Below are 15,233 nucleotides of genomic sequence, written 5' to 3' on the forward strand. Positions count from 1 at the left end.
CAGTGGTGCGACCTGCGCATCTTTGACGGGGTCCGGACAGATCGGACCGGTCAAAGCAGTGTCCTAACCACACGTCACTCGGTTAGTTGAGTGTGGACACCAGAACACCCCGCACACCCACGGGGGACCGTTCGTCGGGATACGACGACGCTCCCGCGCTGAGCATGGTGAAGGTGCCGAGCGATCCGGCGCAGATCATCGTCAATCACGCGAGCTTCCGCGTGCTGCTGGGTTCGTCTGCCCGGCGCACCAAATCTCCGCGGATCGCACGGCACTTGAGCGCCACCGAGGCCACCTCCCTGATGCCGCTCGTCAACGCGGCCGGCAGAGCGGGCGCGGCCCCGGGCGCCCGCCGCCGGGTCGCCGTCTGGAACGGCACGTCCGCGCCCGACGACACCGGCGCCCACCGGCTCCTCCAGGCCGTGCGGGACGGCAGCGTCCGCCACGGCGACGAACCGCTTCCCGCCGGGGGCGGCACGCAGGTCATCCCGCGCGTCGACGTCGGTTACGACGGCGGCTACGAGGACGAGATGGCGCGGACCGTCGAGACCCCGATCGTGGGCGCGCAGCGCACGCACGAATCCGTCGAGACCCGGCTGCTGCCCCACATGCGCACGGTCGAGAGCGCCTACGACGAGGAATTCGAGTACGCCGCCGAGGACTTCGTCGACGAGGAGCCCGACGGCCCGGACGACGACGTCGACGACTCGTCCCGCCGCCCGGGCGCCGACGACCCCGCGCGGCACGCGTACTACCCCGGCCGCCGTATGAACCTCGGCGTCGTCCTGCTCCCGCTCCGGGTCTTCCTCGGCTTCATCTCCATCTACGCCGGCATGGGCAAGCTCTGCGACCCCGTCTACTTCGACGGCGGCAAGCGCGGCTCGATGGTCAAGTGGCTCAACACGCTCCACCCCTGGGAAGTGGCCGAGCCCCTCCGCCAGTTCGCCCTGGAACACCCCGTCGGCTCCGGCCTTGTCATCGCCTTCTTCCAGGTGATCGTGGGCGTGCTGACGGTCCTGGGCTGCTGGCAGCGAGTGGCCGCGGTGGTCGGAGCCCTGCTGTCCGCCGCGCTCCTGGTCACCGTCAGCTGGAAGAGCGTCCCGGTCTACGACGCCCCCGACATCATCTACCTCGCTGCCTGGTCCCCGCTGATCATCGCCGGCGCCCCCGTCTACTCCATCGACGGCCGCCTGGCGGGCATGGCCTGGCGCCGTCTGGGCCCCCGCTCCGACATCTGGGAGCTGCGCCGCTACGTCCTTCGCCGCGGCGCCCTGATCACGGCGATCGTCACCGGTCTGACCCTCCTGGTCGGCTCCCTGCTCGGTGGCGCGGTCCGTGACGCCGACCGTGTCGTGGTCCCCGGCCCCGGCGAGGCCCCGCGCAACGAACTGCCGGGCTCGCCCCTGCCGGAGGAGTCCGACCGGCAGCACGACAAGTCGCCGTCCGCCTCCAACTCGCCCACCCAGGGCGCGACATCGGGCGCGACGACCCCGTCGGGCGCGGCGACGACGCCGGGCGCCACCGCCGACACGGGTTCGACGGGCGTCGGTACGCCCAGCCAGACGCAGGGCACGGAGGGTCAGGCCCCGCCGCAGCAGTCGGCTCCCGCCGACGAGGCGCCCAGCACCACCACCGGCCCCACCTCCGGAGGCCCCACCTCCGGCGGCAACTCCTCAGGCGGCTCCACGGAAGAAGAACCGGGCCTGGTAGGCGGCCTCCTGGGCTGACCCCTCCCCACCCCGAACGGGCCCCGGCCGCCCCCAGCGCCCGGGGCCTCTCGCCGTCCCCACCCACACCAACCCTCCCAACCCCTGGGACCACCACCCCAGCCCCCGCTTCGGCCTAAAGGACCTCGTCCTCAATCGCCGGACGGGCCGAGCGCTTGGCGGGCTGAGAGATCCGCGGGCCGGCAAGGAGGAGGGGCCGAGGCGGGGCCAGAGGCAGGCGGGACTCCTCGGCCTCAGCGCCGGGCGGTTGAGAGTTCGCGGGGCGGAGGGGCAGCTGGCGCCTGTGAGTGGGGGGCGGGGTGCCATGCCTACTGGCGCCGGGCTGGTTCAGAGATGCCGCCCGGGGCCGCAGGCCGGGGTTAGCAGAGGCGAGTTCCCTTGGCCGCTTGCGCTGGCGTAGGGAAGGCGCGGGGAGGCCGCTGAGGTAGGGCTGATGCCGGGCGGCGTCGGCCCGGCGAGGATCTGGTCGTCGTACCCCCAATTGCCCGCCAGCCGCGTACGGCGGCAAGGGGACGTGCCGGGGGGTGTCCGCCCGCAGCGGCCGGCGTCAAGAAACAGCGGCCCTCTGAGGCACAGCAACCGCCGGACCGAGGACGGACACCCCCCGGCACGGCCCCGACCCACCCCCACCCGCAGGCGCTACACGACGACGAACCCCCATCCCGCCGGCGTCAGCGCCCCAGCGCCGCCAATTCCTTCGCGGCCTCCGTCAGGTCCTTCGCCGTGTCGATGGCACGCCAATACGCCCCCTGCGGAATCGGGAACCCGGCCAGACGCCGCTCACGGGCAAGGTGAGGGAACGTCGTGCGCTCATGGTCACCGCGCTCAGGCAGCAGCGAAGAGAACTCGGGCGAGAACACATACACACCCGCGTTGATCTCGAACGTCGACGGCGGAGCCTCGATGAAGTCCGTGATGTGCCCGAAGCCGTCCGTCTGCACAGCCCCCCACGGCAGACGAGGCCGAGCGAGCGCCAGCGTCGCCACAGCGTCCCGCTCGGCATGGAAGTCGGCCATGTCGCGCAGCGAGAACCGCGTCCAGATGTCACCGTTCGTCGCATACCAGGGCCTGTCCGGATGCGGCAGATGCGCCGCCGCGTACTTCAGACCGCCACCCCGCCCCAGCGGCTCCGTCTCGACGACGGTCGTGACCCGCACAGGAAGATCCGCCGACTTCAGCCAGTCCTGAAGCACCTCGGCGAGATGCCCACAGCTGATCACCACATCCGTCACACCCTCCTCGGCCAGCCAGACGAGCTGGTGGCCGATGATCGGCGTCCCCGTACCGGGGATCTCGACCATCGGCTTGGGCCGATCGTCGGTGTACGGACGCAGCCGGGACCCCTGGCCCCCGGCCAGGACGACGGCTTGAACGGGGCGGGTCGCGGCGTTCGGATCAGTCATGCCCGAACTGTACGCGGCGCCCCGCTCACGGCATTCGTCGGCAACGGTTCCTCAATCAGCCGTTACCGTCCGGAAGCGGAGTGTTCCTCGAACCGCACCCAAATCGGGGCGGCGGCAGCAACGCCGGGCGCCACCCAGTGGCGCCGGCGCTCGCGCCCACCGTCAGCTGTGCGCCGCGGCGACCCCCGAGGCGAACGCGGTGTCGCAGACGGGCCGGGAATACGACTGTGCCCGAGTCGGCCCGTACACACGAACCGCCGCACGACCGAGCGCGCGGGCGATCGAGGCACAGTGCCGGGCGAGCGACGGCCGGTCGTCGACGGCCTGCTGGAGGTGGGTGAGCGCGACGCTCGGGTTCTTCTCCTGGAGCTCGGTCAGCAGCTGGTCGCGCAGCACGTCCTGCGGAGCACGCGGCGCGCTGTTCCTCGCGGCACCCGCGCTCGAGACGTCGGTCGCGGTGAGCACCGAGTCCGAGGGGTTGCCCGACCAGTTGACCCGGGTGACCGCGAGGGTCCCGGAGAGCACCAGGACGACGGGCAGGACGAAGGCGATGGTGCGGCCGAGCTGGCGGGCGGGGCCCCGGTGGCCGCGTCGTGTCTGTTGGTTGGTGGAGTGCTTCACGCGAGTGAGGGTAGCGTTCGGTGCTGATATGGCGACATTTAGTCACCGGTTCGGGGGACGAAGGGGCCTTCAAACTCGGGCGGCGCGTTGACGCACAGCGCTCGAAATGACCGGTATGCCGGGGTATTTGTCGACAACGAAGAGGGCCCCGCAGCGCTCTGCGGGGCCCTCTTCGTCAACCTGGGTGAATTACCCGGAGTTGTGCTGCCTCAGTCGGACAGGCGCGCACCCGTGGAGGTGGAGAACACGTGGGTCTCACCGGAACGCGGGACGACGTGCAGCGTGCTGCCCTTCTCGGGCACGTCACGGCCGCTGACACGGACGACGAGGTCCTTGCCGTCGTCGCCCACCTTGGCGGTGCCGTAGACGTACGCGTCGGCGCCGAGCTCCTCCACCACGTTGACGGTGACCGCGAGACCCTGGTCCGACTCGGCGCCGGCCACGTCGAAGTGCTCGGGGCGGACGCCCACGGTGACGGTCTTGTCGGTGGCGCCGGCGAGCGCCTCCCGGTCCACCGGCACGACCGAGTTGCCGAACTTCACGCCGCCGTCGGTGATCGGGACCTCGACCAGGTTCATGGCCGGGGAGCCGATGAAGCCGGCGACGAAGAGGTTGGCCGGACGGTCGTACATGTTGCGCGGGGTGTCGACCTGCTGGAGCAGACCGTCCTTGAGGACGGCCACGCGGTCGCCCATCGTCATGGCCTCGACCTGGTCGTGGGTGACGTAGACGGTCGTGATGCCGAGACGGCGCTGGAGCGAGGCGATCTGCGTACGGGTCGAGACACGGAGCTTGGCGTCGAGGTTCGACAGCGGCTCGTCCATGAGGAAGACCTGCGGCTCACGCACGATGGCGCGGCCCATCGCGACACGCTGGCGCTGACCACCGGAGAGCGCCTTCGGCTTGCGGTCCAGGTACTCGGTGAGGTCGAGGATCTTCGCGGCCTCTTCGACCTTCTTGCGGATCTCCGCCTTGTTGACGCCGGCGATCTTGAGCGCGAAGCCCATGTTGTCGGCGACGGACATGTGCGGGTACAGCGCGTAGTTCTGGAACACCATGGCGATGTCCCGGTCCTTCGGCGGCAGGTGCGTGACGTCGCGGTCACCGATGCGGATGGCGCCGCCGTTGACGTCCTCGAGCCCCGCCAGCATGCGGAGCGAGGTGGACTTGCCGCAGCCGGACGGACCGACGAGGACGAGGAACTCGCCGTCCCCGACCTCGATCTCCAGACCGTCGACGGCGGGCTTCTCGGTGCCCGGGTAGATCCGGGTCGCCTTGTCGAACGAGACAGTGGCCATGATGAATGGGCCCCCTTCTACCGGCAGGAACGTGCCGGACGATCCGTTGTAGGAAGGTGGTTGGTTTAGTCCACATGAGCGGACTGGCTCTGGACGGTACCTGGCGTTCGCCTGGTCTGTCAGTACCTGGGGGCATGTGAACTTCGCGGAAATTTTCGACAGGGCCCACTCGGAACCTGGGTACACTGCACGGGCGCGTGCGTGACAGCGCGTGCAGGCCTCCTTAGCTCAGTTGGTCCAGAGCGGCTGTCTTGTAAACAGCAGGTCGTCGGTTCGAATCCGACAGGGGGCTCAATCTGCGGGGCGGTTGTCGATGACACCGCCCCGTTCTGCTTTTCCCCACACCCGTGTCGGTGAATTCCCTCGCCTCATGTCCCCATAGGGACACGGGACATGCGCCTGCGTGGAATAGGATCCCGGATCGCTACTGCTAGTGTTCGTGCAGTCACAGTAGGCAATCAGCCTCAATGTTCATGTAATGAAATCCGAGGGTTCCATGCGCAAGCTTCACAAGGTCATGATCGCCGCAGCTGCTGCCGGCGGCCTGTCCGCCGTCGGTGCCGGTACGAGCGTCGCCTACGACGCCGCGCCGTCCGTTTCGGACCTTTACCGCCCCTACCAGGAGTGCAGCCCGCAGACGGTTGCCGCGACCGACGTCCCGGTCGCCGTGCTCGGTCTGTCCGAGACCTTCGACACCACCTGCGGTCAGTTCAACAACGCCTTCACCGGCTGAGGTCGGCGGCGTAGTCGTGCGCGACGCCTTCCGCGGGCCCCTTCGGGGTCGTACCCGAAGGGGCCCGCTCATGCGTGGATGCCCGGGGCGCGAGCACGCGCCGGCGGCCCGCGCGCGGTCGCGACGGCCCTGATGAACTCCGGTGCGGCGATGTGCGGTTGGTCGGACGCGGATCGGTCGCCCTCAGGTCAGTCCTTCGTTTCCTAAGCGAAACGGCCCCGAGTGTCCCGGTTGTGTGGGGCGCCGGGGTCCGTCTCTGCGACACCCCCAGGGCCCGGCGCGGCCGTTCGCGGTGTACGACGTCCGGGCACACCCCCACAAAGGAGACGCAACACATGTTCAACGGCAAGAAGTTCGTGGCCCTCACAGGGCTTCTCGGCGGCCTCGCCATGACCTGTCTCGGCGCCACCCAGGCCCACGCCGCGGGCCCGGGTGCCTGCACCATGGACCCCGGGGGCAACATCATCTGCACCCAGCAGGTCACGGGCCAGACGCCGGAGGGCGATGGCTTCACCCTGCGCAGGACGGTCAACTGCCAGCCGACGCAGCCCTTGACCCTGCCCACCCCGGGCGTGCTGTCCAACGGGCAGACGAGGATCGGCCCGCACATCACCTGCGCTGATGCCGAGACCCCCGCTCCGGTGGCGGCCCCGACCACCACCGACACCAGCGACCGGGACGAGAGCAGCCCGTTGCTGGCGCGCCTGTTGGGCTGAGCGTCTTCTTCGGCGGATGGCCGGACCGGGTTACCGGGTCCGGCCATCCGCCGTTTTCGCGCGTCCACGACCCATTTCTCGGCAAATGGGTGACCGGCACTCAACGCCCGTGTCCAGACAGCGGGGACGCGTCGTTTCCCATTCAGAGAAATCGGTGTGCGCACCGATGCCTTGTCATGGCCCGACACGACACGGAAGGGACAGAGGTCCCAAATTGCTACGGTTTGCGTGTATATGCTCACATTAAGTAGTCAAGCCAGGGCGTCACGCCCCGGGAAGAAAGGGTCAAACTATGCGCAGGTTTCAGCGCGTTGCAGTCGTAGCAGCTGCGGTCGCGGGTCTGTCCGCGTTCGGTGTCGGCGCCGGTAGCGCCTTCGCCGGCGACGAGGGCTACGACGGTCAGGCTGTCACCGCGGTCGCCACCTCGACGGCCAACGCCGTTGCCACGGCGGGTGCTCCGTACGACAAGGCTGCCGCTGCTCCGCAGGCCGCTCCGCAGGCTGCGCCGGAGGTTGCTCCGCAGGCCGCCCCCGAGGTCGCCCCGCAGGTCGCTCCCGAGGCCGCTCCCGAGGTCGCCCCGCAGGCTGCCCCCGAGGCTGCCCCGCAGGTCGCTCCCGAGGCTGCCCCGCAGGTCGCGCCGGAGGCCGCCCCCAAGGCCACCCCCGAGTACGGCTACGGCGAGTACACCGCTCCGACCGCCGCCCAGTAACCAGACCCCGAGGGTCGATGCGCGATTCTCAGGGCACAGCCGCATCGACTTCCGTCGGAACACCGTATGCACGGCGCACGATCTGAATGCTCCCGCTCCTGGTTCAGGGAACAGGTCGGGCCGTTCCACGGTGTGCTGGACAACACCCTTAGCAACGCAGCCCGGACGCGCGGCAGACCCATCAGGGGAGCGCGGCCGGGCTGTGTCATTTCCGGACTCCTCCAAGGCAATCCGAGATTCTCCAAGGCAGAAGGAACGCAGCACATGATTGCTCGACACAAGATCGCCACCGTCTCGGGGCTCCTCGGAGCTCTCGCCGCGCTCTACGGCACCGCGGTGCCGGCGCACGCCGACGACACCAAGGGCGCCTGCAAGATCACCGCCCAGGGCGACATCGTCTGCGTCAAGAAGAGCGAGGTCGTCCACAAGGACAAGCGCAACGGGTACGTGCTCCAGCAGAAGCAGGACTGCTCCACGGTCGAGCGGCCGAGGTTCGTCGGGCCGGAGGAGGGCATGAAGAACGGCGGGTCCGTGCAGAGCGGCCCGGTCGTGGAGTGCAACAACCGGGCGAAGCTGCCCAAGGGCTTCAAGCTCCCCAAATTCGACTTCTGAAGCACATCGAAAACACAATGCCGGATCGGAAGGAATTCCGATCCGGCATTCTTTTATTATTAGTACGTTTATGGTGGCGGCCCGGAAAATGCCGGTGCCCCGGCCGTACGGCCGGGGCACCAGGGGAAGGATCTGGCCTACGTCACTTGCCGAAGGCGCTGTTGTTGCAGCCCATGCTCGAGCCCAGCGCGGTCTCCTGCGCGCCCGGGTTGCCCTCGCCGTTGAGCAGGTTGCCGCCCAGGCCGTTGGCGATGCCGACCTGGCCGAGGATGTCGACGTTGGCGTCGTGCGAGCGGCAGGTGCTGCTCTGCAGGATGCTCAGGCTGCTGCCCTTGCTGCTCTTGCCGTAGTCGCCTCCGTCGGCGTGGGCGACGCCGGACCCCAGAAGTCCGACGCTCCCGAGGGCGGCGACCAGGACGGCGGCCTTGCGGAGCTTGTGCATGTTCATCTCCGGTGGAGTGGAGTGGGTCGATCTGGTGCAGACCGACTTCGTACATTTACGGAGGCTAATAGGAAGTATTCCGACGCAATCGGCGGCACGCCGAATTCTGAAAAGACTCACCATCTTGGCCGATAGCGCCGAAATGTTCTGGCGAACGAGCCAATCCGGCGCAAAGAGGAGTCCCGGCACCGGGCTTGACGCTCGGTACCGGGACTTTGTTTCCCGCTTCGGCCGGCCGTGCGGCCGTCAGTGCCTCAGAAGGCGCTGTTGTTGCAGCCCATGCTGGAGCCCAGGTGGGTGTCCTGCGCGCCCGGGTTGCCCTCGCCGTTGAGCGCGCTGCCCAGCAGGCCGTTGAGGACGCCGACCTGGCCGAGGACGTCGACGTTCAGGTCGTGCGACTTGCAGTTGGAGCTCTGCAGGACGCTGAACTTGTCGCCGCCCTTGCCGCCGTGCCCGCCGTGGCCGTCAGCGGTGGCCGTACCGGCACCCATGAGGCCGATGGTGCTGATGGCGGCGACCAGGACGGCAGCCTTGCGAAGCTTGTGCATGTCTTCTCCGGTGGAGTGAGGTGGGTGCGATCTGTGCGAGATCGACTTCGTACAGTTACCGGAGATTAATACGAAGTATCCAGACATATATGAACGACGCGCCGAGGTTCGCGATCTCACGCCGGAAGCACCCAGAAGTCGCATCACATGCGAACGGGCCCCAGGCGCCGGCCGTCGCACCGGACGCCTGGGGCCCGTGGTCGAAAGTCGGCGTCAGCCCGTGTAGCGGGCGTGGGCCAGGGAGTTGGCCTGGCTGTTGGCCTGCTCGCACTTGACGCCCTCGGTCTCGGCGGCGGCGAGCACGGCGACCGGGACGGCGGCGTTGAGCAGGGACTGCGGGCTGCACTCCTGGTACGGGCGGAACAGGTTGGCCTGCTCGATCGGCCCGGACGGCGCGACGTTCGGCTGCTGGTTGACCTGGGGGCTGATCTTCGGGCTCAGTTGCGGGTTGACCTGAGGGGTGACGTCGGCACCGTGGGCGGGCAGCGTCGCCGGCCGCTGTGCGTTGGGCAGGTTGGAGCGCTGGGCGCTGGCCTGCGAGTTGGTCCACGAGGTGGCCTGGAGATCCTGCTGCGGAGCGGGTGGCGGGACGGAGCCGTAGCCGACAGGGGCGTCGGCGACGCTGGGGCCGACGCCGATGGCCGACAGACCACTGGCTGCTGCTACGACGAGCGCGACCTGGTGAAGCTTGCGCATGGAACTCGGCCCTTCATTGACCTGTGCATGAACGTACGGAAATGCGACTGCGATGGACCATCGCTCTCTCTCCTGGTGCGGAACGAGGCAACTGCGAATCCAGTCACGTGAGTCGGGAAGGGGTCACCCAATTGCCGCAGGGTGTGTAAATCCGATGGATGGCAATGGGGTGACGGAATTACGGATCCCGTGACTTGGCCGAGTAAATGTCGTTGCCAGTCGAGAGAGGGCAGTACCAGGAATCGGTAGGAGAAGCCATGGGTTCCGCTGCCGGCTCCGGCGTGAAGTCCACATGACAGCTCAGGCATTACCCCTGTAAGGGCGCAGTACGAATATCAGACTGAGCACACGCAAGACTGCACTGAATACAACGGATTTCCCTGTACAGGTAATGAAGGGCCGAGGGTTCCATGCGCAAGCTTCACAAGGCCGCGCTCGTCGTCGCAGCGGCCGGCGGTCTGACCGCAATCGGCGCCGGCGTCAGCGAGGCGGCCGACTATCCCGTCGGGTACGCAGGTGCCGCTCCGGCGCCCGCTCCCGAGTACCCGGCACCTCAGTACGCTCCCGCTCCGCAGTACGCCCCGGCGCCCCAGTACGCCCCGGCTCCGCAGTACGCTCCCGCTCCGCAGTACGCCCCGGCGCCCCAGTACGCTCCGGCCCCGCAGTACGCTCCGGCTCCGCATTACGCGCCGCCGCAGGTCACCGCGTCGGCCCGGTCGGCGGGCTACGCCGAAGCCTCCCGTCCCCAGTACCAGCCGCAGCAGGCTCCCCAGTACGCGGCTCCGGCGCCCGCCCCGCGTGAGCAGACCGGTTACGCCACCGCCTCGGCCTCGTCGGGCGGTTCCGCGCAGGCCGGCGTCCCGCAGTACTCCGCCCCGGCGCAGGCGGCTCCCCAGGTCACGCCGCAGGCGGCCCCGCAGGTCATGCCGCAGGTCGCCCCGCAGGTGTCCGCTCCGCAGGTCTTCAACCCGGAGCCCCCGCCGCGGGTCGCGCCGCAGGTCAACCCGCAGGTGAACCCCGAGGTGAGCCCGCTGATCAACCCGCTGAACACCAGCACTCCGCAGGTGCCCGGGCTCGGCCTCGGACAGGTCGCGGCGCCGCCCGTGGGCCAGCTGGGTCTGCCCCGCCTCGGCTGACGGCCGTTCGCAACAGGCCGTCGTTCCAACCTCATTCGCTGCACACCCTTCCGCTCGATCCATACGGAGAAGAAATGCGCAAGCTCCACAAGGCCGTCCTGGTGGGCGCCGTCCTCGGCAGTGTCGGTTCCCTCGGCATGGGCACCGCCTTCGCCCACGGTGAGGCCGGGGCCCACGACGTGGACATCACGCAGGGCATCGAGTGCCGTTCGCACGACATGAACATCGACGTCCTCGGCAGCGTCGGCGCCCTCAACGGCGTGCTGGCCAACGCGCTCAACGGCGAGGGCTCCCCGGCCGCGCAGCCCAGCCACCTGGGTTCGGACATGGGCTGCAACAGCTCGGCGCTCAAGTAACCGTACGAAGCGTCCGGTTCGACGCCCGCTCCGTCACGGGGCGGGCGTTGGACTTGCGGGCCGTGGACACGGCAGCGATCCGGCGCGGGCCGGGCCGTGCCGTGCACGCCGAGTGAAAGGGCGACCTGTCGCATGAGACTGTCCTGTGCCGACGAGATGCTGCTGCTCAACGGCTGTCCGGGAGTCATCGGCCTGGCGACGGTCCTCACCGGCGAACGGCCCGATGTGCAGCGGGTGCGGGCCCGTGTCGTCGAGCGCTGGGCGGGCCTGGAGCGGATGAGCTGTGTGCTCGACAGAGCGTGCGGACGACGAGGGTGCGCGCGGTGGGCCGTACCGGGGCCGTTCGATCCTGTCGCGCAGGTCGTCGAGGAACGGGCCACGCTGGACGAACTGTGGGCCCGCAGTGTGGACCGGCCGCTCGCCGACGGGGTGCCGCCCTGGCGGCTGCATGTGATCCCGGACGCCGAGCGCGGCGGTGACTTCGCGCTGGCGCTGGTGGCGCAGCACGCGCTGCTGGACGGGCGGTCGCTCGCGACGCTGATGCGTGCGCTGATGGACGACCCCGGGCCGGCGGGCCGGCGGGAGCGGCCGGTGCCGTTGCCGCGCAGCGGACTGCGCGCGGCCGGCCGGGAACTGAAGGCGATGTCGGCCCCCGGACAGGCCCTTCCGACATGGCCGCCGGAGCGGACGTACACCTCGGTCGCGGTGCGTGAACTGCCCGCGCACATCGTCCGGTCCGCGCGCCGGCAGCCCGCCGACGGCCGCGGCGCGACGCTGAACGAGCTGCTGGTGGGCGCGGTGGCCGGGGCGCTGCGGGCGAGGTTCGGGCCGGTGCGGCGGTGGCAGGAGCGGGACGTGCCCGTGTACACGGCCGTACCGTGCGATCTGCGCGGCCGGGGGAATCCGGGTGAACTCGGCAACACCCTCACCGTGGTCCGGGTGCCGCTGCCCGTCGACCTCGACGGCTCCGTGGCCCGGCTGCGGGCGTGCCAGGACGCGATGGCCGCCGTCCCCGACCGGGCCGCCGTACACGCCACCGTGCTGTTCCCGGCGGCGGAGGCGGCGCGGCGCACCGGGCCCTGGGTGACCAGGCTGCTGACCAGCCGGGGGCGCCACTCCTGTTTCGCGGCGACCGCGACCACGGCCATGAAGTGGCCCGGCGGGCCGGGCACCTTCCAGGGCCGCCGGCTCGTGCGCACGGTCGGGCTGCCGCCGCTGCAGTACCCCGGCACCGTCAGCTTCGCCCTGGCACAGGCAGGGGACGCGTTCACGCTCACCGCGGTGGGCAACGCGGGCCCGGACGACGCGATTCGGCTCGCCGACGCGGTCGTCACGGAGTTCGAGACATGGGCTCGGACGGCGACGCCGTCAGTGCTCTGACGGCACCAGGAGAGGGAGGCAGTTGCATGGAAGCCGAATGCCGGGACACGGGCGGCGTATGGGAAGCGCTGCGGCCGCTGTGCGCGCAGGTGATGTCGGTGCCGCAGGAGGCGGTCGTGCCGCAGGCCCGGCTGGTCGCCGACCTGGGAGCCGACAGCCTGGACATCACCGAACTGGAGGCGGCGTCCGAGGAGTTGTTCGGGGTGACCCTGCGCGGGACCGACAAGTCCGCGGTGGCGACCGTGGGTGATGTCGCCGAGCTCATCGTGCGGCTGCGCGCCGGTACGCCCGACGCCCACAGCACCCTGGCCCGATGACCGGCCCGAACGCCGTCGCCGTCACGGGCCTGGGCGTCCGCTGCGGCGCCGGGGCGACGCCCGAGGAGCTGTGGGAGAGCCTCGTGCGGTGTCGTTCGGCGAGCACGCTGCACGCCTTCGACGACGAGGGCACCGTCGTACACCCCGCGTGTCCCATGCCCCGCTTCGACCCCGCCGGGTATCTGACGGTCAAGGAGATGCGGCGGGCCGACCGGTCGGTGCAGCTGGCGCTGTGCGCGGCCGCGGACGCCGTGGAGGACGCCGGGGGGCTCCATGTCCCCTCCCGCAGGCGGGCGGTGGTCACCGGCACCGGCTACGGCGGGGTGATCAGCCAGGAGAGCGGCATCGGGCATCCCGACGTGCTGTACGCGCCGCGGCTGATGCACAACGCGGGGGCGTACTGGATCAGCGACCGGTTCGGTGTGACCGGGCCGAGTCTGACGATCTCCACCGCCTGCGCCTCCGGGACGCACGCGGTGGGCGAGGCGATGCAGATGATCCGGGCCGGTTCCGCCGACGTGGTGGTGGCCGGCGGGCACGACAGTCCGCTGACGGCCACGACCGCGCTCGCCTTCGGGCGGGCCGGGGCGATGGTCACCGAGTGCGAGGACCCGGCAGCCGCGTCACGGCCGTTCGACGCCGGGCGGCAGGGGTTCGTCCTCGCCGAAGGAGCCGCGTTCCTGGTGCTGGAGCGGCTGGACCTGGCCCGCGCGCGGGGCGCCCGTATCCACGCCACGCTCACCGGGTACGGACGCACCTCCGACGCCCACCACCTCACCGCGCCGCATCCCGACGGGCTGGGTGCCGTCGCGTGCATGGAGCTGGCGCTCGCCGACGCCGGGACCACGGCCGACGCGGTCACGCACGTCAACGCGCACGGCACCGGCACCGAGTTGAACGACCTCGCCGAGGCGCGGGCCATCGCGACCGTGTTCGGGTCGCGCAAGGTGCCCGTGACCGCGCCGAAGGCCGTGACCGGGCACGGGCTGGGGCTGGCCGGAGCGCTGGAGGCGGTGATCACGGTCATGTCGGTGCGGGAGGGGCTCGCGCCGCCGACCGCGCACCTCACGCGCCTCGACCCCCGGTGCGAGCTGGACCTGGTCACCGGTGAGCCGCGCAAGATCCCCGACGGGCCGGTGATCAGCAACAGCTTCGCCTTCGGGGGCCACAACGCCTGTGTCGTCCTCGACTCGCCCCACGTCTGAGCGGCGAGGGCGGGACCAAGGGCGAATCGGGAACGGGAGGCTGTGGAAGATGAGGCTGACGGCCATCGAGGAAGGCCATCTGCGCAACGGGATGCCGGGGACCATCGGCATCGCCGCGGTGTTTCCCGGAGAACCGTTCGATCCGGCGCGGGTGCGGACCAGGGTCCAGGAACGATGGGGCGCCCTGGAGCGGATGAGTCTGGTCCCGGTGCCTCCCGCCGGGCCGTCGGCTGTGTACGGCCACCGGTGGTCGTCCGCCCGGCCGTTCGATCCCGCCGATCACGTCGCCGTCAGCGACCAGGACGTGGACTCCCTCTTCGCCGACGGTGTCGCGCGCACGCTGCCGGCCGGGCGGCCGCCGTGGAAGCTGCTGGTGACACGGCACCCGACCGCGGCGGGCGAGCAGGCCGTGGTGCTGTTCGCCCATCACGCGCTGCTCGACGGCAGGTCGCTGGAGACCCTCTTCCGGCTGCTGATGGACGACGCCGCGCCGCCGAGGCCGCCGGCACCGGTCGAGGGGACGCGGCAGCGGCCGTCGGTGGGGCTCGCCACCGTCGGCAGGGAGCTGCGGCGCATCGGGGTTCCCGGCCAGCCCGTCCCGCCGTCGTCCGGCGGGGGACCCGGGCCGTCGGTGGCCGTCGTGCGGATCGACCCGCAGGTGATGCGCGCTGCCCGGCGTCAGCCGGCCGGTGGACGCGGGGCGACGCTGAACGAACTTCTGCTGAGCACGTACGCCGGAGCCCTGCGTGCCTGCCACGGGCCCCTGCGGTCCTGGCCGAAGGGACCGACGCCGCTGTACGCCACGGTGCCGGTCGACCTGCGGACCCGGTACGACGCACAGCGGCTCGGGAACGGCGTCACCGCGCTGCGTATCGCGCTGCCCGTCGACCTCGACTCGCCGGTGGCCCGGCTGCGGGCCTGCCAGGACCAGGTCGCCGAGTTCGAGCACCGCCGCGAGGCGCATCGCGCGATCCTGCCCGCGCTCCAGGGCGCCGCGCGTACCGTGCCGTGGCTGGCTGGGGTGATGGCCAGGCGTCTGGCGCGTCCCGAACTGACCACGAGCCTGTGCACCGCCTTCAAGTGGCGTGACAACCCCAGCCACTTGGACGGGCGGCCTCTCGCGCGTGTCGTCCCGCTGCCGCAGTTGTCGCCGCCGGGTACGGCGAACCTCTGCCTCGTGCACACCGCCGACGCCTACACCCTCACCGTCGTCAGCCATCTGCGCACGGGTGACGCCGAGCTGATCGGGGCCGCGGTGGTCCGGGAGCTGGAGGCGGTCGCGGAGGGCGGGGCGCCTGCCGCACGGGCGGTCGAGGGCCTTCGTATGTCGTGAG

General features: G+C 70.4%; 17 protein-coding genes and 1 tRNA gene. 12 read left to right on the top strand and 6 right to left on the bottom strand.

Translation table 11 applies throughout. The features are described from left to right. Positions 1 to 92 precede the first annotated feature (92 nt). On the top strand, positions 93 to 1,727 hold the full coding sequence (locus tag CP983_RS23320) for a DoxX family protein (RefSeq protein ID WP_150501557.1): 1,635 nt from the start codon (positions 93 to 95) through the stop codon (positions 1,725 to 1,727). Positions 1,728 to 2,398: 671 nt separating this feature from the next. Here the strand turns inward: CP983_RS23320 and CP983_RS23325 are convergent. From CP983_RS23325 to CP983_RS23335, 3 genes are all read right to left on the bottom strand, one after another. Beyond that, entirely contained in the window at positions 2,399 to 3,130 is a 732-nt protein-coding gene (locus CP983_RS23325) for a nucleotidyltransferase family protein (protein WP_126899199.1), read from the bottom strand. A gap of 162 nt (positions 3,131 to 3,292) precedes the next feature. Further along, complete coding sequence (locus CP983_RS23330) at positions 3,293 to 3,751, bottom strand: hypothetical protein (RefSeq protein WP_030955655.1); 459 nt, start codon at positions 3,749 to 3,751, stop codon at positions 3,293 to 3,295. A gap of 209 nt (positions 3,752 to 3,960) precedes the next feature. Beyond that, positions 3,961 to 5,049 (bottom strand): ABC transporter ATP-binding protein, encoded by a 1,089-nt coding sequence (locus CP983_RS23335; RefSeq protein WP_107906118.1) that lies wholly within the window; start codon positions 5,047 to 5,049, stop codon positions 3,961 to 3,963. Positions 5,050 to 5,266: 217 nt separating this feature from the next. Here CP983_RS23335 and CP983_RS23340 point away from each other — a divergent pair. From CP983_RS23340 to CP983_RS23360, 5 genes are all read left to right on the top strand, one after another. Then, a tRNA-Thr gene (locus tag CP983_RS23340) sits at positions 5,267 to 5,341 on the top strand. A 204-nt stretch (positions 5,342 to 5,545) separates the two neighbouring features. Further along, positions 5,546 to 5,782: a hypothetical protein gene (locus CP983_RS23345; RefSeq protein WP_030955657.1), complete on the top strand. Its 237-nt coding sequence runs from the start codon at positions 5,546 to 5,548 to the stop codon at positions 5,780 to 5,782. Between the two features lie 335 nt (positions 5,783 to 6,117). Continuing rightward, on the top strand, positions 6,118 to 6,498 hold the full coding sequence (locus tag CP983_RS23350; protein ID WP_150501559.1) for a hypothetical protein: 381 nt from the start codon (positions 6,118 to 6,120) through the stop codon (positions 6,496 to 6,498). A 292-nt stretch (positions 6,499 to 6,790) separates the two neighbouring features. Continuing rightward, complete coding sequence (locus CP983_RS44475) at positions 6,791 to 7,207, top strand: hypothetical protein (protein ID WP_150501561.1); 417 nt, start codon at positions 6,791 to 6,793, stop codon at positions 7,205 to 7,207. Between the two features lie 264 nt (positions 7,208 to 7,471). Then, a complete protein-coding gene (locus CP983_RS23360) occupies positions 7,472 to 7,819 on the top strand; it encodes a hypothetical protein (RefSeq protein WP_229914794.1) in 348 nt (115 codons plus the stop codon). A gap of 142 nt (positions 7,820 to 7,961) precedes the next feature. Here CP983_RS23360 and CP983_RS23365 read toward each other — a convergent pair whose 3' ends face one another. From CP983_RS23365 to CP983_RS23375, 3 genes are all read right to left on the bottom strand, one after another. Further along, positions 7,962 to 8,261: a hypothetical protein gene (locus CP983_RS23365; RefSeq protein ID WP_030957966.1), complete on the bottom strand. Its 300-nt coding sequence runs from the start codon at positions 8,259 to 8,261 to the stop codon at positions 7,962 to 7,964. Positions 8,262 to 8,515: 254 nt separating this feature from the next. Further along, positions 8,516 to 8,809, bottom strand: coding sequence for a hypothetical protein (locus CP983_RS23370; protein ID WP_107906115.1), 294 nt, complete (start codon positions 8,807 to 8,809; stop codon positions 8,516 to 8,518). 213 nt (positions 8,810 to 9,022) lie between these two features. Next, positions 9,023 to 9,505, bottom strand: coding sequence for a hypothetical protein (locus tag CP983_RS23375; RefSeq protein ID WP_125524054.1), 483 nt, complete (start codon positions 9,503 to 9,505; stop codon positions 9,023 to 9,025). A 410-nt stretch (positions 9,506 to 9,915) separates the two neighbouring features. Here CP983_RS23375 and CP983_RS44060 point away from each other — a divergent pair, with 410 nt between their 5' ends. The 6 genes from CP983_RS44060 to CP983_RS23405 all read left to right on the top strand — a co-directional run bounded on the left by CP983_RS44060 (position 9,916) and on the right by CP983_RS23405 (position 15,232). Next, on the top strand, positions 9,916 to 10,641 hold the full coding sequence (locus CP983_RS44060; RefSeq protein ID WP_107906113.1) for a hypothetical protein: 726 nt from the start codon (positions 9,916 to 9,918) through the stop codon (positions 10,639 to 10,641). A gap of 74 nt (positions 10,642 to 10,715) precedes the next feature. Then, positions 10,716 to 10,997 (top strand): hypothetical protein, encoded by a 282-nt coding sequence (locus CP983_RS23385; RefSeq protein ID WP_125524052.1) that lies wholly within the window; start codon positions 10,716 to 10,718, stop codon positions 10,995 to 10,997. Between the two features lie 132 nt (positions 10,998 to 11,129). After that, on the top strand, positions 11,130 to 12,377 hold the full coding sequence (locus CP983_RS23390; protein ID WP_150501563.1) for a wax ester/triacylglycerol synthase domain-containing protein: 1,248 nt from the start codon (positions 11,130 to 11,132) through the stop codon (positions 12,375 to 12,377). A 26-nt stretch (positions 12,378 to 12,403) separates the two neighbouring features. Then, on the top strand, positions 12,404 to 12,694 hold the full coding sequence (locus CP983_RS23395; RefSeq protein ID WP_107906110.1) for a phosphopantetheine-binding protein: 291 nt from the start codon (positions 12,404 to 12,406) through the stop codon (positions 12,692 to 12,694). After that, a complete protein-coding gene (locus tag CP983_RS23400) occupies positions 12,691 to 13,899 on the top strand; it encodes a beta-ketoacyl-[acyl-carrier-protein] synthase family protein (protein WP_150501565.1) in 1,209 nt (402 codons plus the stop codon). The genes CP983_RS23395 and CP983_RS23400 overlap by 4 nt, the downstream gene beginning before the upstream one ends. A gap of 49 nt (positions 13,900 to 13,948) precedes the next feature. Beyond that, complete coding sequence (locus tag CP983_RS23405; protein WP_150501567.1) at positions 13,949 to 15,232, top strand: wax ester/triacylglycerol synthase domain-containing protein; 1,284 nt, start codon at positions 13,949 to 13,951, stop codon at positions 15,230 to 15,232. The last annotated feature ends 1 nt before the right edge of the window (position 15,233 follow it).

The sequence above is a fragment of the Streptomyces chartreusis genome, from assembly GCF_008704715.1.
Classification (GTDB): domain Bacteria; phylum Actinomycetota; class Actinomycetes; order Streptomycetales; family Streptomycetaceae; genus Streptomyces; species Streptomyces chartreusis.